This is a genomic window from Alloscardovia criceti DSM 17774, assembly GCF_000376885.1.
Taxonomy (GTDB): domain Bacteria; phylum Actinomycetota; class Actinomycetes; order Actinomycetales; family Bifidobacteriaceae; genus Alloscardovia; species Alloscardovia criceti.
Genome location: NZ_AQXR01000008.1, coordinates 20,424 through 40,240, shown reverse-complemented (window position 1 = coordinate 40,240; position 19,817 = coordinate 20,424). Strand labels below are relative to the sequence as shown.

The window sequence follows — 19,817 nt, the reverse complement described above, 5'->3', positions numbered from 1 at the left end:
GATGCCGAATACGGTCTTTAAAAAATGTAACGTACATGAAAAATCTGAAAACCGTTTTTTCTCCTTTTCCATTCGAGAATGAATCGTTTTGAATTGCTCAAAAATTAGCGTCCACAAGGGGAGAAAAATATCAAATTTTTGTAAATTGTGGGGAAAAGTGGGGCGAAGTGGAGTAAAGTGGGGAACGATGTGGTTGTTTTGGAAAGGTTCCGAGGCTGCTGATTCATAAGAAAGGAGGGGGAAATGGTTGAAAATACAGGTCTAAACGATGGTTTGGCTGCCGCTGTGTCGGCGGAGACATCTGTAGGGAAAAATCTCCCCCTTCCAGATCTTTTGCTCGGAACCTACACACCGAAAATGGATGCCAAGGGGCGCGTGGCTATTCCAGCTAAATTGCGCAAACAGCTCGGTTCGGGTTGCGTCATGGCCCGAGGTCAGGAAAGATGCGTGTACTTGCTTCCTAATGACGAATTTCGCCGCATTGCACAGCAAATTCAGCACGTCTCGCTCAGCAATAAAGCGGCACGCAATTACCTGCGTGTTTTCCTCTCCGGTGCCGTGGATTTAGAGCCAGACAAGCAAGGGCGCATTATGGTGCCTCCTATGCTGCGCACATACGCAAATCTCAGTGATGATGTGGTGCTCATTGGCGTTGGCACCCGTGCAGAGCTGTGGAATCGCGAGAATTGGGATACTTATTTGGCTGCACAAGAGGACGATTACAGCGATATGGCGGAGGATATTCTCCCGGGAGGTGATTTTGCATGGTAAATTCACCACTGGATGCCACCCAAGCCGCGGCGCATATCGATCAAATTCACAAACCTGTGCTCTTTGACGAGTGTGTAGATCTCGTCACGAGTCACGCCGAGGTCAGTGCGCGTAACGATGGGCGAGAGTTCCCGGTCATTGTGGATTGCACGCTCGGCTTAGCTGGTCATACGAGCGGATTTTTGAAGGTATTGCCTACGGCGCGCGTTATCGGCATCGATCGTGATGCGCAGGCACTCGCGCTTGCAACGAAACGCGTGCAGGATCAAGGGTTTGCCGACCGTTTTATCCCCGCACACGCTGCTTTTGATGAATTTACAGAGGTTATCCATCGCGCCGGCTTTACACAGGTAGATGCCGTGTTTATGGATTTAGGCCTGTCTAGCCTGCAAATTGATGAGGCAGACCGCGGCTTTAGCTATTCCCATGATGCGCCGTTAGATATGCGCATGGATACGAGTCAAGACTTTACAGCGGCGGACATTCTAGCACAGTACGAATACGGCGATTTGGTGCGCATTTTCAAGGAATACGGCGAAGAGCGCTTTAGCGGCCCTATTGCACGCGAAATTATCCGTTTGCGTGAATCGGGTCACCTCATTCGCACCTCCCACGAGCTCAGCGAGATGGTGGACCACATCGTACCTCGTGCAAAGCGACCAGCGGGCAATCCTGCAAAACGTGTATTCCAAGCCCTACGCATTGAAGTCAACGGCGAGCTGACCAAGCTGGCAGATACGTTGCCACAGGCTCTGCGCGCCTTATCCGTGGGAGGCCGCTTGGTGGTGGAGTCCTATCACTCCTTGGAAGACAAATGTGTGAAGAAATTTGTCTCTCGAGGACTGACGGCCAATGTTCCGGCAGGCATGCCCGTCATCCCAGATGAGGCGCAGCCATATCTCAAGGACTTAACGCATGGCGCTTTAAAAGCAGATGCGGAAGAAATTGCACGCAATTCTCGCTCCGCCTCCGTGCGTTTACGAGCAGTACAAGTGACCCGAGAAATTCCGGAATCGGCTTTCAAACCGGATGCAGAGACTCGCTCCACACATCGCAGTTTTACACATAAAACACATAAATCACGCAACACATATTCACGAGGTAGGGGAAAAAATGGCCGCCGCTGAAGCACGAAGCATTCGCTCAACTCGTTCTCGTAGTTACTCCGCTGCTGCCGATTTTGCAGCATCACCATCGACGCGTCCTTCCACACGCACTGGATCGTATGGGAGACCACAGCCTCGAGTAACACAACGCGAAGAAACGCGTAGCACGCTTCACGTCATTTCAACGCAGGCGCGACCATCGATTAGCCGTAAATCCTCGGTAATCGTATTCGTTAGCTCCATTATTTTCCTCGTAATCAGCTTGATGGCGACCTTGGCCATGCGCACGTCCATGACGGAAAACGCATTCGCCATCTCTGAAACGCAAAATTCTGTCACACAACTTACACAGGACGTCCAGCAAGACCGTGCTAAACTAAACGATTTGCAATCGCAACTTCCTGAGCGTGCTCTCGAAATGGGCATGCAGCAGGGCAGTAGCAGTATGACAATCGATTTAGGGAATGCTCAGTAATGGCTCGTTCGCCTCAGCGCACACATCGTACACGCGGTACAAACGGCAGGAAGAATACCTCCCACGGTCACACTATTCGCCGCAGAACATTGGCGATTATCGTCATCTGGGCTTTGGTCATAGCCATTTGTATCGGTAAACTTGCCTACCTGCAGATTTTCAATGCGGCAGGTGTGGCACAGGATGCAGAAAACTCGCGCACTGTTACCGCAAAAGTGCAGGCTATGCGCGGTAGCATTGTAGATACGAACGGTGAGGTACTAGCCCAAAGCGTCGAAGCCTACAAAATTTACGTAGATGAGGTAGGTGTACAAAACTTCACGCCTACCTCTTGCACTGTCAAGCGCACGAAAAGCATGACAGATGAAGAATATCAGCAAAAGACGGAGGCGCTCAGAAGTAGCTGCCACAGCATTGATGGGCAGGATGTGCCTGGAAAAGGCGCATCGGCCGTGGCACGCATCCTCGCCCCGGTACTTAATCTCAATGTGCAAGAGCTCGGTGCACAAATCGCCGGCAACTCCCGCTATGTAGTCGTGGCATCCAGCGTAACGCCAGAGCTCAAACGTAAAATCGACGATTTGCATCTCTCCGGTGTAGTGGGTGCGGAGCTCATTAGCCAGCGCGTGTACTCAAATCCATCGCTGATTGGCGCTATCCTCGGTGGTGTCAACGCAGATGGAAATAGCGTAACGGGCATCGAGTCTATGGCAGATGCCTCACTTCAAGGCATCGATGGCGTCGAAACCTATCAGCAAACTAATCCGGTATATGGTACTGCCAAAATTCCAGGCACGGAAAAGGTGCAATCCGAAGCAAAGGCAGGCGGCACAGTGACGCTGACCATTGATTCGGATGTGCAATGGTTCCTCAATAAAGAATTGAAAGCTCGCGTAGAAGAGCAGAATGCAACGTGGGGCATTGGCGTGGTCCAAGAGGTCAAAACGGGCAAAATTCTTGCTATCTCCGACTCTAATCAATATGAGGCCAACTCCACGGATGCATTAACCAAGGGCTCCATGGCTATGCAGACGACCTTCGATCCGGGTTCTACGGGAAAGATCATTACGGCGGCTGCGGTTTTGCAAGAAGGCTTGCACAAGGCTACGGATCAATTCACGGTGCCGTATAGCTTGGAATACTTGGGACAAACCTACCACAATGCTATCCCGCATTCGCCAGCAAATTTGACGCTTGCAGGCATTTTGTATCACTCCTATAACACGGGCACGATTATGACTGCGTATGATTTGTCCACGGAGAAGCGCTATGAGTACATTACAAAATTTGGCATTGGTCAGGCTACGGGCATTGATTTCCCGGGTGAATCGGATGGTTTGCTGACCAATTACACAAATTGGGATACGCGTACGCGCGAAACGGTGCTTTTTGGTCAGGGCTATACGGTGAATGCCTTGCAGATGACAAATGTTATCGCCACTATTGCTAACGGGGGTGTACGTTTAGGCCAGCGCCTGATTGAAAAATCCACCGATGCCAACGGCAAGGATACTACGCCCGCAGCGGCTCCCTCGGAGCGCGTCGTATCCGAGGAAACGGCCTCTACTGTGCTCAACATGATGGAAAATATCGGTGAAGAATATGCAAAAACTGCCGGTGTGGAGGGTTACCGTATTGCGAGCAAGTCCGGTACTGCGGAAGTTGCAGGCGATAATGGTCAGCTCACCAGCATCGTGGGTGACTATATCATCGCTATCCCAGCAGATGACCCACAATTTGTGGTGGCCGTATTTATGAAGGACGCCAAAGGCTACTACGGTGGTACGTCCACCGGTCCTGTAGTGCAGAAAGTGGCGCAATTCCTGATGCAGAAGTATCAGGTGCCTCAGTCATCTCCGCGCACCGATGCCATTCCGGTGGATTGGTAGAGTCAGTGGTAATGTGGAATAGATATGTCAAGCGTAAGTGAATCCATTACAGAACATATCACCATTGGTGATATTCGTCGTCGATACGGGATAAGTACCATCGGCACGCATCGTGACGCAGTAACGTTGACTTCTGTGGCAGACGCCTTAGAGGACATTACTCCGGGTGCTCTTTATATCAGCTCTACCTCTCAGTATGATCCACGCATTGTGCATGCGGCTGCGAAAAGGGGAGCATATGCCGTGGTCTTCATGGCTCCAGACAAGTCACGCATCGGTCAGGACACCGATGATTCAGATGCGGAGGCGACCTCGGATGTCATCGATGTGCCCATAGATCCTGAAATTCCTGTCCTTTTTGCAGACTTGCATAACGATACACGTGCGCGTATTGCGGCGGATATGACAGCTATGCCTTCTGCCTCTTTGGCTGTTTTTGCTGTGCAAGGGGATAATGCGCCGCTTGTAATGGCAGAGTTATACCATTTGCTCCATTATTTAGGTAATCCTTTAGGCATTATCGATACACGTGGCGGAGTCAGTTTAGAACGTGAATTGGGATTAAAAACGCCACTTTCTCCACTGGATATACAAAAAATGCTGTATATCATGCTCGAGGATGGGGCTACATCCGTCATTATTCAGGTGGATGACTCCGTGTTGGAGGCGCTTGCCCTGACCAGCGTCAAAGTGGATGTGTACACGAATACCTCGCGCGAAACATTCAACGTGCCGGAGTTGGAAACCCAAAGCATGGAAACGCAGCGTTTGACACAACGGACGTTTTTGAATAGACGAGCCAATCGTAACGATGCCGAAGAGTTAAGACGCCTTGCACGTCAAGATGTGCAGGCCTATGGCGCAGATATTAGTAACCAAACCTTATGCGTGGAAGTTACGGAAGAGGCCATGGCACTCGTTCGTGAAATTATCGGCGAGAAAAATACAGAACACTTTAATGAACTTGCAATGGCCGTTAGTATGGTCCTCGCCGCTGGAGTCAAGCGCAATAGCATTAAGAGCGCTTTGGGCTTGTCTCATGAACTGAAAGCAGATAATCGATGATTTCTACCCACCTCAGCGAATTTTTGGACGCCGAAATTGGGCAATTGTATGTCAATGGACAGTTCGTTTCCGCAGTATCCGGGGACGATGACTTCGTTCTCACTCATGTCACCTCGGATTCACGCCAGGTGCGCGAATCCAGCGTGTTCGTGGCTATTGCGGGTGAGCACGTCGATGGACACAGCTTCGTGAGCAAGCTCAGTGGGCTGGTAGTGGCTGTGGTTGATCATGCGATTGAAGATGCTGCTGTGCCTCAGCTTGTGGTGATGGACACGGTGAAAGCATTGGGTGATATCGCTCGCCTCAATATCCGTAAGCGCAAGGCTTTTGCGGCTCGGGGTATGAATGAATTTACCATTATTGGTATTACCGGTTCTGTGGGCAAAACCACGACGAAGGATATGCTGCACGCGGTGTTGTCTCGTGTGGCTCCGACCGTCGCTCCTCAAGGCTCTTTCAATAACGATATTGGATTGCCTTTAACGGCTCTTGAGGTCAACGAAAAAACCCACTTTTTTGTGGCCGAGATGGGCGCATCTGCAATTGGCGAGATTGCTTATCTCACCACCATAGCGCCACCGGATATCTCCATTGTGCTCAAGGTGGGCGTTGCACACTTGGGCGGTTTCGGCAGTGTAGAAGGCATCCGTGATGCAAAATCCGAAATTGTGCGTGCCCTAAGCAGTTCCGGTGTAGCCATTTTGAATGCCGATGATGATTATGTGCGCACCATGGTGGATATGACGAAGGCTTCCAGCATTATTTGGTTTAGCCGTCAAAATGCGGAAGACTTTGCTAAGCCAAAAATTTCCTCCATGGCTTCTTCGGTGATACTGCGAGGCACGCATACACAGGTGGACGAGCTCAACCGTGCACGATTTACGGTGGCCTTGCCCGATGGCAATTCCTTCGATTTACGCTTGGGCATTAGTGGAGAGCACAATGTGTACAATGCACTGGCCGTGCTCAGCGTTATTTATAGTTTAGATATTCCTGAGCATATTGCCGCACAGATTCTGTCTCAGATGACAGCGATTAGCCCACACCGTATGCATATTGCAGATGTGCACCATGGGGAAGCGGCTTTTACGGTCATCGATGACTCTTTTAACGCCAATCCGGATTCTATGAAGGCTGGATTAGATGCGTTGAAAGCCTTCCGCGCGCAGGATGCGGTTCAGCGTATCGCGGTTTTGGGTTCCATGCTGGAGCTGGGACCTACCGAGAAGGAAGCGCACCGGTCTATTGGCGCGTATGCCATGCGCAAGGCGGATGTCGTTGTGGCTGTGGGATTGGACAGTGACAGTAACTTGATGGATTTGGCTCAGAATCTTGCAGACGGTGCTCAGGCCGAGCTGAAGTCTGTGAATGCAAGTGTAGGGGTGGATACGCGTGCGGATGCGAACTCGGATGCTGACTCCTTGGAAACCAATACGAAGCGTCGCGTCTTCGTCGCGCACAACGCCGATGAGGCTGACCAGATTGTAGCTTCGCTTGCGCGTAATAACCGCTCTATAGTCTTGCTCAAGGGTTCCCATGCTTCTGGTTTGAGCGCTCTTGCATCGCGCTGGTTGGGGACAAACTAACAACGAACTCACCAGATCTCTTTCACTATTCACTATCGAGAAACGAAAACAGAAGCCAGAGAAAACTAGAACCAGGAGAGTCTTTCACACATGATTGCAGTAATCATCGGTCTTGCAGTGTCATTGATTGTCACATTCGTGGGTACGCCAATCATCACGCAAGTCATTACCGAACTTCATTACGGTCAATACATTCGTCAAGATGGCCCGCAATCCCATCTTGTCAAGCGTGGCACTCCGACCATGGGTGGCGTTGTGATCAACCTCGCCATCGTTCTGGGATGGCTCTCCTCGGCGCTGTACCGTTGGGTCGCAGTGGGCAATTCGCCCTCTGTGAACGCCATGCTGGTGCTCTTCGTGATGCTGTCCATGGGAGTGCTCGGCTTTATCGATGATTTTGCTAAGGTAGCTAAGAAGCAAAACGAGGGATTGTCCATCGGTGCAAAATTGACCGGGCAAATTATTTTCGCCACCATTTATGCTGTATTATCTTTGAATTTCAAGGCTCCCGATGGCACAGTTTCTGCGCATTCTGGCATCACCTTTATCGAAAAGCCGTTTATTAACTTTGAATCCACTGGCTACATTCTTTCTACCATTTTGTTTATCATTTGGGTGAATTTCTTGCTGGCAGCATGGACAAATGCCACGAATTTGACCGATGGCTTGGATGGATTGGCTGCGGGTAGCTCTATGGTAGCCTTCATCGGTTTCGCCATGATTAGCATGTGGCAGTCGTATCATCGTGTGCCAATGCCAAACTCCTACAGCTATACGGTGCAGGACCCACAAGATTTGGCCATTATCGCCTTATGTGCCGTTGCCTCCTGCTTTGGCTTCCTGTGGTTCAATAGCAATCCTGCCACCATTTTTATGGGCGATACGGGTTCCTTAGCACTTGGTGGATTGTTTGCCGCTCTGTCTATTGCCACGCACACTGAGGTATTAGCTGTACTTATTGGTGGACTTTTCGTATGGGAAACGGTTTCGGATGTCATCCAGATTTTCTCCTTCAAGGTCTTCCACAGGCGCGTCTTTAAGATGGCACCAATTCACCATCATTACGAGCTCAAAGGCTGGTCGGAAAACAAGGTAGTTGTACGTTTCTGGATGATTGAAATGGTGTGTGTCATCGTTGCGCTGGTCATCTTCTATCTGGATTGGGTCGTGCGTTCGGGCATCTAAATCCCGCGCATGCATGATTAAATAATCTTAAATACACGAAAAATCAAAACAGAAAGCCTTCTCAGCGTCCAACGCACAAGAAGGCGAAGCGATGAAGGTAAACATGACGAAGTCATATCTTGTGGTGGGTTTGGGCGTTTCTGGTCTGAACGTTGTAAAAGTACTCCACACTCTAGGACAGCAGGTGACAACGGCAGATGATAATAAGCCTGCCGATTACACCATCGCCCAGATTAACGCGGAAGATTTTGATTTTACGGCCTTCGACGCTGTAGTCACCTCACCAGGTTTTAAGCCTGCCTCTGCATTCGTCGTACATGCGGGTCAGGCTGGCATTCCTGTTATCAGCGATGTGGAGTTGGCATGGAACTTCCACAATCACAACGAGGATACACGACGTCAAACATGGATTGGCATCACCGGCACGAATGGGAAGACCACCACAACGGAGATGACCGAGGCTATTATGCTTGCGGATCAGCGTCGTGCTCAGGCCGTGGGAAATATTGGAAACCCCATCACATCTGCGGCAACGGACGAGAGCTTAGATACTTTAGTCGTGGAGCTGAGCTCCTTCCAAATGCATTACACGGATTCTTTGCATCTTCATTGTGCGGCTATTACAAATCTTGCGGATGATCATTTGGACTGGCATGGCGGATTTGAGAACTACGCAGCGGATAAGGCAAAGGTCTACCACAATGCGCAGCAGGTTATTGTCTATAACGCCGACGATGCGCGTGTCAGCGCATTGGCACGTCAGGCGTATCCATCCGAGGTAGCACCGGGCTGCACACTGGTGGGCTTTACCCTCTCCGCTCCACAGGCGGGACAAATTGGCGTCCAAGACGGGTGGATTCTAGACCGCAGCAACCTGCAAGGCGATGCCACAGAGGCCCGCACCCTCGCGCGCATTGATTCTTTCCGTCATCTTACTGAACCGGATGGCACGGTCTACCCGCATTTGCTGGCGGATGCATTATGCGCTTTGGCTTTGGGTATGGGCGCCGGCGTGCCCGTGCAGACAGCTATTCAAGCTCTTCAAGATTTTGCGCCTAGCGGACATCGCATTCAAACGGTTGCTACGGCTGAGCTCGGTGACGGTGTCATCCGTTTCGTAGATGATTCGAAAGCTACAAATGCACATGCAGCTGCTGCTTCTCTGAGTAGTTATGCAGATAATTCGGTGGTATGGATTGCGGGAGGTTTAGCAAAAGGTGCTGAATTTGGCGATTTGATCCAGCATCAAAAGCACGTGATTAAGGCAGCAGTCATTATCGGTGTGGATCAGCAGCCTATGCTCGATGCCTTTGCTGAGTTTGCGCCAGATATTCCTTTGACCGTTATCGATCCACAAACTGCAGACACGCAGGCCATTATGCAACAGGCCGTCCACGCGGCCGCAGACCTTGCTACGGCTGGGAATGTGGTGCTTATGGCTCCTGCCTGCGCATCCATGGACCAGTTTGTATCCTATGCTGATCGAGGCAATCAATTTGCACAGTATGCGCGTGAATGGGTGAATGACCATGCCAAGTAGGAGCTCCCGGAACTCTCAGGAAGAAAAAAATCTCCTCTACACTGCACACGATGCAGTGAGTAATTCTGCTTGGGGCGACAAGTGGAGGAGATGGGTGAGCTCGCTCGTCTCAGCCGTAACAGTCGGTTCTCGCCTCGAACACGATGGCAGGGAAAAACGCGAAAATTATACGGGATGGCGATTGTTTCTCAATCCTGTAGCCAGTTATTGGACGCTGGTCATCAGCACCGTAGTATTGACGGCTATTGGCCTCGTTATGGTGTTTTCCAGCTCGACCGCAAAGTTAGCAGGCACAAATCAGTCCGTCTGGATTGCCATTATGCGTCAGGGTAGCTTTGCTGTAATGGGCTTTGCTGTGCTCATTGGTACGCAGTTTATTCCCGCCCGGTATATTCGCCGGTACAGCGCGGCATTCTTGTTTTTTGCGCTCTTCTTGCAAGCCCTCACACTGACATCTCTGGGCGATAGCGCAGGTGGTAATGTGGGCTGGATTATTATCGGCCCGTTGCGTTTCCAGCCGGCGGAGGTGCTGAAATTTGCCTTGAGTATTTGGCTACCACAGGCGTTGATTCAGGCCAAGAAAAAAACGGATATGCAAGGCAAACACAGGTTGGATATCGCTCCCTTCATCGGTCCGGGTCTCATTTGGTTCCTCTCTCTCGGTTTAGTCATGTTGGGTAAGGATCTGGGAACGGCTATTATCGTGGGAATCATCGGTCTCGTAGCCTTCTTCCTTGCGGGTTTTCCACTGACTTACATCGTTTTGGGCGGAGGAGCGCTGGGTGTGGCTATTTTCCTCCTGCTTGTGCGGGGAAGTTCCAATCGTTGGGCGCGCATTACCGCGACCTACGGTGGTTGCTCCACCCGTGAGGCTGCACAATCCAAGGCAATTTGTTTCCAAGCCTTGCATGGCGATTACGCTTTGGCCACAGGTGGTCTTACAGGTGTAGGATTGGGCAATTCTCGCGAAAAAACCTATCTGCCGGCACAAGATAACGATTATATTTTTGCAATTATCGGCGAAGAATTGGGCTTTATCGGTGCGCTGGCTGTGATTTTGTTTATTGCGGCGATGGCGTGGGCAATCATTAATCTGTCTTTGCGTCATCAAATTGTGTACATGCAATTAGTGCTTATGTGCTTTGGCGTGTGGTTTGCGGCACAATCCTTCATAAATATTGCTGTCGTGTTAGGTCTCTTGCCAGTGATGGGTCTACCGTTGCCGTTCATCTCCTCAGGTGGATCGGCGCTGGTGATGTGTTTGGCAGGAGCCGGTGTTTGTATTCGTTTTGCGCGCGAACAAGAAGATGTACGCGCGAGCAGAGTCCATGGGTAGGGCGGTTGCGTAATAATGGGAAGTATGAATCATACTGCACCCCTTCATATAGTGCTTGCTGGTGGCGGAACAGCTGGTCATGTCAATCCTTTACTCAGCATCGCTCAAGCCATTCGGGAATTAGAACCTGAAGCACAGCTTTCAGTTATTGGGACAAAAGAGGGCTTAGAATCGAGGCTTGTGCCTGCCGCAGGTTTTGAGTTGGATACTATTGAAAAGGTTCCTTTTCCACGGTCTTTAAACCTGTCCACCTTTACCTTTCCGGTACGCTTTGTGAAGCAACTCAGTGCTGTCAAGCGGATTTTTGCACATCGCAAGGCAGATGTAGTCGTAGGCGTCGGCGGTTATGCAGCAGCACCAGCCTATGTGCAGGCGCATCGTATGAGACTTCCGCTCGTCATCCATGAGCAAAACGCACGCGCAGGCATGGCAAACAAGCTGGGCGCGCGTTGGGCGCATTACATTGGTGTTACTTACGATAATTGCGGCTTGTTGGCTGGCAAGCATGGTCGTATGAAGAGGGTGGGTCTGCCTTTACGCGCCGTTATTTCGCAGCGTGCTCAGGAAATTGAAAAATCGCGCAGTGCTGCAAAAAAAGCTGCAGCGCAAGAACTCGGGCTGAACCCAGATATTCCAATCATCGTGGTTACGGGCGGATCTCTGGGTGCCTTGAATGTCAATACTGCAGTGGCAAACGCTTGCCGAGAATTGCTCGAAGTGGCACAAATTGTGCATCTTACAGGAAAAGACAAATCCAAAGCTGTACGCAAAATCGTCAAAACCTTAGCGGATGAAGATACCTTACGCGAGTTTGGCGCGGACCACGTGACCGAAACCGCCGGTAATAAGAATCATTACTATGTCAGCGAATACTGGGAAGGCATGGACGCACTGTTTGCGGCCGCAGACCTTGTCATCTGTAGGTCGGGTGCAGGCACCGTAGCTGAGCTTACAGCTCTGGGTGTGCCGGCAGTGTATGTGCCATTGGCCATCGGCAACGGCGAGCAAATTTATAATGCTCAACCTGTGGCCGAGGCCGGGGGCGGCATTATTGTCCAAGATCATGATTTTAATGCCGACTGGATCAAACGCCGTGTCATCCCCATGATTACCAATGAATCCCAGCTGGATCGCATGAGCGAAGCGGCTTGGAAATACGGTAAAAGAGATGCAGCACAAAAAATGGCGCGTAAAATTATCGAGTTAGCATACGCAGCGCGGAAGTAAAGCGGGAGAGAAGAATGGACCAGATTGTTTTAGACCCCACACATCAGCCAATCGACTACGAGCATGTCGATGTGAGCAAATGGGACCAAGTTCACTTTATTGGCATCGGCGGAGCCGGCATGAGTGTGCTCGCTGAAATGCTTATCGAGCAGGGCGTGAAGGTTACTGGTTCTGATAGTGCGAAAAATGCTAAAACAGCCCGCCTCGAAGAAATGGGAGCTACGATCTACGAAGGCCAGGAGGCCGCCCATGTCGAAGGCGCATCCATTGTGGTGTATTCTTCCGCCATTAAGCCGGATAATCCGGAAATTGTGCGCGCCTACGAACAGGGCAGTCTTCTCATGCATCGTTCGGATATTTTGGCGGCCTTAATGGCGCACAAGATTTCCATAACGGTGGCTGGCGCACACGGCAAAACTACCACGAGTGCTATGATTGCCCAGATTTTTACCAGTGCGGGCGAGAACGATTTAGCCGATCCTAGTTATGCCATCGGTGGCTCCATTCATACTCCAGATGGTTTACACGAAGGTGGGCATGCCGGTCACGGAGATGTTTTTGTGGCTGAAGCGGACGAATCCGATGGAAGTTTCCTGAAGTATCGTCCGAATATTGCCGTTATCACCAATGTAGAGCCGGATCATTTGGATCATTATGGCAGTGCTCAAGCCTTTACACATGCCTTCGTTGAGCATGCGCAACATGCTCAAGAGCATGTTATTGCTTGTGGTGATGACCCGGGCGCTTTAAGTGTGGTCAAATCTATGAATGATGAGGAACGTCAGCGTGCTATCGTGTACACCACAAATCCCGAACTGACCATGAAATTTGCCCAGGTCGTGTACATTCATACAGATAATCAAAGCACCTTTGATGGCGGTCAAGACTTCTCCATCCGCTGGGCGGAGCGTTATGGTGAGGAGATGCTGCACTCGCACATTCGTATCCCAGGCATCCATAATGTGCGCAATGCAACGGCAGCTCTGATCGCAGCACTGATCGTGGGAGTTAATCCTCAGCTGGCCGTGCGCGCCTTGGATGATTTTAGGGGAGCTGCACGTCGTTTCGATGTGAAAGCTGTAATTAACTCGATTACGGTGGTTGATGATTATGCGCATCATCCTACAGAGGTGGCCGCTTTGATGGATGCGGCACGCATTCGTTTTCCTCACGAGCGTATTCGTGTGCTATTCCAGCCGCATCTGTTCTCCCGTACGTATTATTTTGCCCAGCAATTTGCTCAGGCTTTAGAACATTCGGATGAGGCGATTGTGACGGGTATTTATCCAGCGCGTGAGCAGCAGAAGGATTGGCCAGACATCACCTCACAGACGATCCCAGAAGCGGCAAAGGAACTGGGCAGTTTGACGCATATCCGTGCGGTAGATGATATGACCAAAGCAGCGGGATATCTGGTAGACACCGCCGAGCCCGGAGATGTGATTTTCACGGTGGGCGCAGGTTCAATTACCACCATGGCTGATGTGATTGCGGATGGTTTGGAAAAAAAGTTTGCTCCACAGAAATAACGTGTGGATGGTTCAGTAATGGTTGATAAAAGAAAGCCACGTACAGTAGCCTCATCTTCTGGCACATCACCACGTTCGACTTCTGCGCGCTCATCCTCTTCTCGTTCAGCCTCTTCACAAACTGAACGAGAGCAAACACGTCATGTCTCAACTCGTGACACGCAGAATTCAACGAGTTCACGCACATCCTTGCGTGAGCGCCTGTTTGGGCAGAAATCATCGGGTGCCCAACCGAGGGAAAAGCGCATTGTACGCGCATCTAGTATGACTGCAGATGCCCAGAAAAGCACATCACGCAAGCCATCCGAAATGGTTGATGCGGCCAAAATCATTGCACGAGAAGAAGCGCGCACGCGCAAAAAAACCATTAATTTCGAGCAGCGCAAAGCAGAGCAACGCCAAGCCAGCCGTCGTTTTTGGGCGTTGCGCATTTTCATCGCCGTGATCAGTGTGGCTGTCCTTTCTTTTGCCGTGTGGGCATTGATTTTCTCCCCCTGGTTAAAGGTGCAGTCCAGTAAGATTTATATTTCTGGTGCCAATAATTGGGTCAATCTATCCAATGTGCGCGAGTACACGGATCAGACAATAGATACATCCTTATTCTTGCTGTCCGAAACGGATTTGCAAACCAAGATTGATGACGTGCCAGGTGTACAGTCCGTCACCGTGACGAAAGAATATCCCCACGGTCTGAATATTGCTATTACCGAGGAAACACCTGCGGCTTTGCTGTATGCGGAAGATGCCCAGGATTACGTGGCAGTAGACGGTCAGGCGCAGCAAATTTCCACGAAAAAGGAACCCACGGACGGCATTCCTGTCATCAATGTGCCAACGGCGAACAGCGGACTGCGCAATGAATCCGTCGTACAAGCTATTGCCGTGCTGGCGGGTTTGGACGACAATATCCGCGGGCAAGTCACCGAAACCATTGCCAATACTCAGGATTCCATTACGACCGTGCTGAATAGTGGATATACGGTGGTTTGGGGCAATTCGGGCAGTATCGAAACGAAGCAAAAAATCGTGGAAAAAATTATCGAACAGTTACAAGGTGAGGGAAATACTTCGGCCACCATCGATGTGAGTGCTCCTTCACGGCCGATTATCAAATAATGCATGAGGTGTCCGCGGGTTCAGTGTCGTGCATAACTCGCAATTATGCTGTGTGCGCAACGCTAGAAATCGTGTATTATAGATTAACGTGCTTTTATGCATGGCGTTATGAAAATGCGGTTTCATAATTCAATAAGGGGTCGATCGGTTTCGACGGTGATCTGTACGCTGGAGAGAAGCGTGTCGAGAACGCGGGGGTCCACTCGTAAACGTGCCACCCGTAAAAAATAAGTGCTAAATCTAACCGCACTGAGTTTGCACTCGCTGCCTAAGCTTCGCGCTAGGATTAACCAGCTGAGTTTTCAACTCCGTTCACTCTCTCATGTCTTTGGGGAGATGTTGAGCGTCATGTAAAGACTTGCCTTAGGTTTTGAGTTTCAGGGAACTTAGGGGACTTTAACTGCGACTATTCCTGCAAACCGTGGTTTGCGACGATGTTTGAGGAAGAAAAAATGCCAAAAGGCCAGCAAACTACACACGTAGAAGGCTACAGGCACGGTCATCGGACCCGGGTTCAATTCCCGGCGGCTCCACTTGCAGGGTTACAGGCAATCGCTTGTAACCCTTTATTTTTACCCAAAAGCGGTGCCGGTAGGGGACAATCAGTAGCTGTAATTCAGCAGTTTTCCTGTGTAATGAATGCCTACACCGACCTATATCTCCGTGTTGTGGGTTCATATGCGAGCACGGGTATGTGATGCGTGATCTGGACCGAGCCACCGATGGAGTAGTGCGCGTACCCGTCATAGTAAATGTCGTGTATCGGGATCTCTTGAAATCTCGCTGGTCGATGCAAAACTTCACAGCTAAGATATGTATGAGATGGTGCGGTGAAGCATTTCTTCCGAATGGCTGAGACATTAATCCTCATTCGAAAATAGCTAATATGATGTGCCTACACAGTGCAGGCTCAACTATTCCAAAGAATTTTCTTATAGGGTGTGAAAGAACACGTCAAAAGCAGATTCTGCATTGAGGTTCCTTCGTTTCTTTTCACTATGCGTTTGTATAATGTTGAAAGCATTGATAGAAAACAATCTGCCTACCTGCAGACATATAGAAGTGAGAAACATGAATTGGTTTGGCATTCTTGAGTTGGTTCTTCTTTTTTCGTCCTTAGGGGCTTCATTTACGGCGCTGATTATCGCGAATAAGAAGTATAAGAAGGAAAAAACTTCGGCTCGACACAAGCCATCAATCGAGCACTCTCTTCGAGCTCAGGAGGAGAGTAGTGAGTCTGAAAAAACACCGGCAGTGCAGGCTGAATCGGCAGAAAATGCTGAACTGGCCCCTGAGACTCGGTCTGATGATGTGGCAGATATCACCATTCCGCTGATTGATTTCAATGCAGAGGATTCAAAGAAGCGCAATACTACGGTCGAAGCCTCTGAGGTCACAGGCGCAACGTCACAAGCACGCTCTGCAGTCGTGCAGACGGAAGAACAAGACACAGAGGACAAAACCGAGTCAGACTATCCAAGTGTAGATCCAGAAGCGGAAACAGAAATTTTCCCACAGACGCAAAAGGAAATGGCTGAAGAGCAGGACACAGGAACTCTAGGCACGGACACTCCAGACACTGAAAAGCTAGGTTTGAACTGGTATCTCATCGTAGCAGTGTTGTCCCTGATTACTTCCATGTATGAGATTTTCGTGCTCAGCAATGTATGGAACGGCCTGTTCTGGCTTGTCGTTACAGGTATTTATACCGCCATCGTTGTTTGGGGAGTTACACGTAGCCGACAGTCAGACAAATAACGCAATCAATACCACGTATAGCAATGGTGACGCATATGTACTTCTACGTCACCATTTTTTGTACTGGAAGTATGGACCCGAAGCGTGTTCCGCGAGCATACAACGACAGATTACTCCGATAGTGTGCGCACAACGCGCGCAGGTACACCTGCAACTACGCTGTTTGACGGCACATCCTTCGTGACGACTGCGCCCGCAGCCACGACTACGTTGGAGCCGATATGTACGCCACTGAGAATCGTACAATTTCCCCCAATCCACACGTCATCGCCGATGCTGATGGGAGTGGAAATAGCTAAGCGTTGGCGCCTTTCCTCGCCTTCGAGGGGATGGCCCGTAGTAGAAATCAGCGTACCCGGACCGACCATGCAGTAATCTCCGAATCTTACCTCTGCACCATCGAGGATAGTGACGTTAAAATTGGCGGTAAAACGCGCGCCCACATGAATGTTTTTGCCATTATCGCAGTGAAATCCGGGTTGGATATCCAATTCTTCACCGGCGCTGCCTAGCAGCTCTCGGGCCAGCTTCTCGCGCTCAGATGCATCGGTTGGGTCAGCCGCGTTTAAACGTGCACACAATAGGGACGCACGGTCCTTAATGTCGGCAATAGCCTTATCGTCAAAACGATAAGGTAGCCCAGATTGCAGTTTTTCATATTAGCTGAGTTGCTCCGTCATACTCCTAAACTTTCTGTATCCTGTATATCCATCTGTATCCGCAAAACTCTGGAAAGCTTGCCCAAAATGGGTGCTTTATTTCGATTTTTCGAATTCTTTGCGAGAAGACCACCACATCACCAACAAATCCAAAGCTTCAGAGCTTTTCTGGTCGGCGGCCGAATAGATAAACAGTGTTTGTGTGTCATCATCGGGTACGGTAAACGCTTCCCAGTTGATAGTCAGCCTGCCTGCAACCGGATGGGCGAAACGCTTCGTACCGGATGTGCGGCCTTGTGGATGGGGCTCCATCCACCATTGCGCAAAATCTGTGCTCACAGCGCTTAGCTCGTCCACTAAAGACCGGATGAGTGCATCATGAGGGCGTGCGCTGGCCTCGAGCTGGAGCACACCCACCATTTCACTGGCCACCGTTTCCCAGTCAATATACAGGCTCTGTGCTGCAGGGTCCGTAAAAATCCAACGCAACATATTGCGGTCATGTGCTGGGCGCGCAGGGAAATCCGTGAGTAAAGCCCACGCCGCATTATTGCCCTCCAACACCTCCATGCGAGGTCCGAGCAAAAAGGATGGTTGATGCGTAAAACCATGAATCATTCGACTAATACCGGGACGAACCGAAGGCAGGGAACTAGCCTTTTCTCGCGTCGCAGAAGGCCGCGCAAGATTAAATAAATAAGCGCGCTCCACATCGTCCAGTCGCAAGGTACGCGCAATAGCGTCTAAAACAGCCTCAGAAGGAGTCACCTGCCGCCCCTGCTCTAAGCGTACATACCAATCCACACTTACGCCCGCCAGCAGAGCCACCTCTTCGCGCCGTAAACCCGGCACACGGCGCGCACCAGAGTCGATAATCCCCACATCTGCAGGCTTAAGTTCCGACCGCTTCGTCTTCAGAAATTCGCTGAGCGCTCTCTTCTCCATAGTCATATTTCTATTATGACGGAAAATCTGCTAGTGAAACAGGGATAAAAAGTCCTATGATATTTTCGCCCTTGTTGAGCAGAAATACCCGCGATTAAATCGAATTAAAGCTTGGTCTGCACAAGCAGGACGGTCAAGCGAAATAATGACAATCATCAGAGAAATGGATAAGACATGACGACATGGTTTATCACGGGAGCATCCCGAGGTTTTGGGCGCGAAGTCGCGTTAGAAGCATTGCGCAAAGGCGACAAGGTTGTGGCGACTGCACGCACACTCGAGTCCTTGAGTTATCTTGACGCCTTCGACAAGGAGAAGGCACTGCGCTTAAAGCTAGATGTTACGCAGCCAAATCAAGTTCAAGCTGCTGTATCTGCAGCTTATGCATGGTCAGAGGTGGATATCCTGCTCAACAACGCAGGCATTGGTTACTTTGCTGCTGTCGAAGAAAGTGACGAAAAAGAGTACCGTCACATGATGGAAATTAACGTCTTTGGTCTTGCAGCGGTGACCAATGCAATTTTGCCACATATGCGCGCTCGCAGATCTGGCACAATTATGAACGTATCCTCCGTCGGCGGTGTGCGCGCCTTCCCAGCAGTGGGTTGGTACAATGCTTCCAAATTCGCAGTAGAAGGCCTTTCTGAGGCCTTAGCTCAAGAGGTGGAGCCGCTGGGCATCCGGGTTATTCTTATCGAACCCAGCGGTTTTGCGACGGATTGGGCAGGAAATTCTGCTTCCGAGGTGGAGCCTGAAAATATTATTGCAGATTATGATGCCACAGCCGGTGCACAGAGGCGCGCATTCCGCGAAACGGCTGGACATGAGGCTGGAGATCCTGCGCGTGCGGCACACGTCATTGTGGCGGTCGCTCATGAAGAGAATCCTCCACAGCGTCTGCCATTGGGTAATTATGCCTATGATGGCTTGCTGGAGAAGCTGGATACTGTGCGCAAGGATATTGCTGCACGCGAGGCTTTGAGCCGTAGCGCCGACAGAGAAGTGTAAGCGATTCACACATGCATAAGACACGGCTGTACGGTGCAAAAAGGCAAATCCGACGGCGCCGCACAGACACAGCCACGGCCACCTTAGTGCCGTTGAATGGCAGAGTCTACGATAATGGTCACCGGACCATCATTTGTCAGCTGGACATTCATATGTGCCGCAAACACGCCGGTTTTCACTGGGAGATGATATTCCTCGGACAGTGCAGTATTCAACGACTTCCACATCTCTTGCGCATGCTCAGGCGCACCTGCATCCACAAAACTTGGGCGATTTCCCTTGCGGATATTCGCATACAACGTAAACTGCGAGACAGACAGGATGCTGCCGTGCACATCCAGGACACTGCGGTTCATTTTGCCCGCTTCATCCTCAAAAATGCGCATCTGAGCTATCTTCTTTGCAGCCCACTGCACATCTGTTAGGGTATCCGCATCCTCTACACCCACGAGGAGTACGAGACCGAGCCCAATGCTACGTTCAGACTCGGGTTTTTCGTTAAAATGCACACTTTCAGGAAGCTCAGCATCGGCTTCTACTGAAATGGTGGCCTGTGATACTTTTTGAAGAATAATTCGCATACGACCAGCTTACGATAGACCCCGACTCTCATCCCCGCAAC

Annotated in this window: 17 protein-coding genes and 1 other RNA gene; 15 read left to right on the top strand and 3 right to left on the bottom strand. The window is 50.4% G+C overall.

Translation table 11 applies throughout. The annotated features are described in order from the left end of the window. The first annotated feature begins 243 nt into the window (after positions 1–243). From mraZ to D570_RS0101665, 14 genes are all read left to right on the top strand, one after another. Positions 244–771 (top strand): division/cell wall cluster transcriptional repressor MraZ, encoded by a 528-nt coding sequence (mraZ, locus tag D570_RS0101730; RefSeq protein ID WP_018142679.1) that lies wholly within the window; start codon positions 244–246, stop codon positions 769–771. Then, positions 765–1,898, top strand: a complete 1,134-nt coding sequence (rsmH, locus tag D570_RS0101725; RefSeq protein ID WP_018142678.1) for a 16S rRNA (cytosine(1402)-N(4))-methyltransferase RsmH — start codon at positions 765–767, stop codon at positions 1,896–1,898. The genes mraZ and rsmH overlap by 7 nt, the downstream gene beginning before the upstream one ends. Beyond that, on the top strand, positions 1,885–2,352 hold the full coding sequence (locus tag D570_RS08985) for a hypothetical protein (RefSeq protein ID WP_018142677.1): 468 nt from the start codon (positions 1,885–1,887) through the stop codon (positions 2,350–2,352). Before rsmH ends, D570_RS08985 begins: the two co-directional genes overlap by 14 nt. Further along, positions 2,352–4,241 (top strand): peptidoglycan D,D-transpeptidase FtsI family protein, encoded by a 1,890-nt coding sequence (locus D570_RS0101715; protein ID WP_018142676.1) that lies wholly within the window; start codon positions 2,352–2,354, stop codon positions 4,239–4,241. Before D570_RS08985 ends, D570_RS0101715 begins: the two co-directional genes overlap by 1 nt. A gap of 24 nt (positions 4,242–4,265) precedes the next feature. Beyond that, positions 4,266–5,306, top strand: a complete 1,041-nt coding sequence (locus tag D570_RS0101710; RefSeq protein WP_018142675.1) for a hypothetical protein — start codon at positions 4,266–4,268, stop codon at positions 5,304–5,306. Further along, positions 5,303–6,892 (top strand): UDP-N-acetylmuramoyl-tripeptide--D-alanyl-D-alanine ligase, encoded by a 1,590-nt coding sequence (locus D570_RS0101705; protein ID WP_018142674.1) that lies wholly within the window; start codon positions 5,303–5,305, stop codon positions 6,890–6,892. Before D570_RS0101710 ends, D570_RS0101705 begins: the two co-directional genes overlap by 4 nt. Before the next feature lie 90 nt (positions 6,893–6,982). Beyond that, positions 6,983–8,077 carry a phospho-N-acetylmuramoyl-pentapeptide-transferase gene (gene mraY, locus D570_RS0101700; protein WP_018142673.1) on the top strand — a complete coding sequence of 365 codons (1,095 nt, stop codon included), beginning with the start codon at positions 6,983–6,985 and terminating at the stop codon, positions 8,075–8,077. A gap of 91 nt (positions 8,078–8,168) precedes the next feature. Then, entirely contained in the window at positions 8,169–9,617 is a 1,449-nt protein-coding gene (murD, locus tag D570_RS0101695) for a UDP-N-acetylmuramoyl-L-alanine--D-glutamate ligase (RefSeq protein ID WP_018142672.1), read from the top strand. Between the two features lie 55 nt (positions 9,618–9,672). Beyond that, positions 9,673–10,953 (top strand): FtsW/RodA/SpoVE family cell cycle protein, encoded by a 1,281-nt coding sequence (locus tag D570_RS0101690; RefSeq protein ID WP_169331210.1) that lies wholly within the window; start codon positions 9,673–9,675, stop codon positions 10,951–10,953. A gap of 24 nt (positions 10,954–10,977) precedes the next feature. Further along, positions 10,978–12,180 carry a UDP-N-acetylglucosamine--N-acetylmuramyl-(pentapeptide) pyrophosphoryl-undecaprenol N-acetylglucosamine transferase gene (locus tag D570_RS0101685; RefSeq protein WP_018142670.1) on the top strand — a complete coding sequence of 401 codons (1,203 nt, stop codon included), beginning with the start codon at positions 10,978–10,980 and terminating at the stop codon, positions 12,178–12,180. Positions 12,181–12,194: 14 nt separating this feature from the next. Then, entirely contained in the window at positions 12,195–13,709 is a 1,515-nt protein-coding gene (gene murC / locus D570_RS0101680; protein WP_018142669.1) for a UDP-N-acetylmuramate--L-alanine ligase, read from the top strand. An 18-nt stretch (positions 13,710–13,727) separates the two neighbouring features. Beyond that, on the top strand, positions 13,728–14,825 hold the full coding sequence (locus tag D570_RS0101675; RefSeq protein ID WP_083907360.1) for a cell division protein FtsQ/DivIB: 1,098 nt from the start codon (positions 13,728–13,730) through the stop codon (positions 14,823–14,825). Positions 14,826–14,961: 136 nt separating this feature from the next. Continuing rightward, positions 14,962–15,361, top strand: a transfer-messenger RNA (tmRNA) gene (gene ssrA / locus D570_RS09265). Between the two features lie 535 nt (positions 15,362–15,896). Next, positions 15,897–16,583, top strand: coding sequence for a hypothetical protein (locus D570_RS0101665; protein WP_018142666.1), 687 nt, complete (start codon positions 15,897–15,899; stop codon positions 16,581–16,583). A gap of 110 nt (positions 16,584–16,693) precedes the next feature. Here D570_RS0101665 and D570_RS0101660 read toward each other — a convergent pair whose 3' ends face one another. After that, positions 16,694–17,233, bottom strand: a complete 540-nt coding sequence (locus tag D570_RS0101660) for a sugar O-acetyltransferase (RefSeq protein ID WP_026181771.1) — start codon at positions 17,231–17,233, stop codon at positions 16,694–16,696. Positions 17,234–17,338: 105 nt separating this feature from the next. Continuing rightward, the gene (locus D570_RS0101655) at positions 17,339–18,193 is read right to left on the bottom strand and encodes a helix-turn-helix transcriptional regulator (RefSeq protein WP_026181770.1); all 855 of its coding nucleotides are present in this window, start codon (positions 18,191–18,193) and stop codon (positions 17,339–17,341) included. A gap of 168 nt (positions 18,194–18,361) precedes the next feature. Here D570_RS0101655 and D570_RS0101650 point away from each other — a divergent pair, with 168 nt between their 5' ends. Next, positions 18,362–19,195, top strand: a complete 834-nt coding sequence (locus D570_RS0101650; RefSeq protein WP_018142663.1) for an oxidoreductase — start codon at positions 18,362–18,364, stop codon at positions 19,193–19,195. Positions 19,196–19,278: 83 nt separating this feature from the next. Here D570_RS0101650 and dtd read toward each other — a convergent pair whose 3' ends face one another. Next, positions 19,279–19,776 (bottom strand): D-aminoacyl-tRNA deacylase, encoded by a 498-nt coding sequence (gene dtd / locus D570_RS0101645; RefSeq protein WP_018142662.1) that lies wholly within the window; start codon positions 19,774–19,776, stop codon positions 19,279–19,281. Positions 19,777–19,817: the final 41 nt, after the last annotated feature.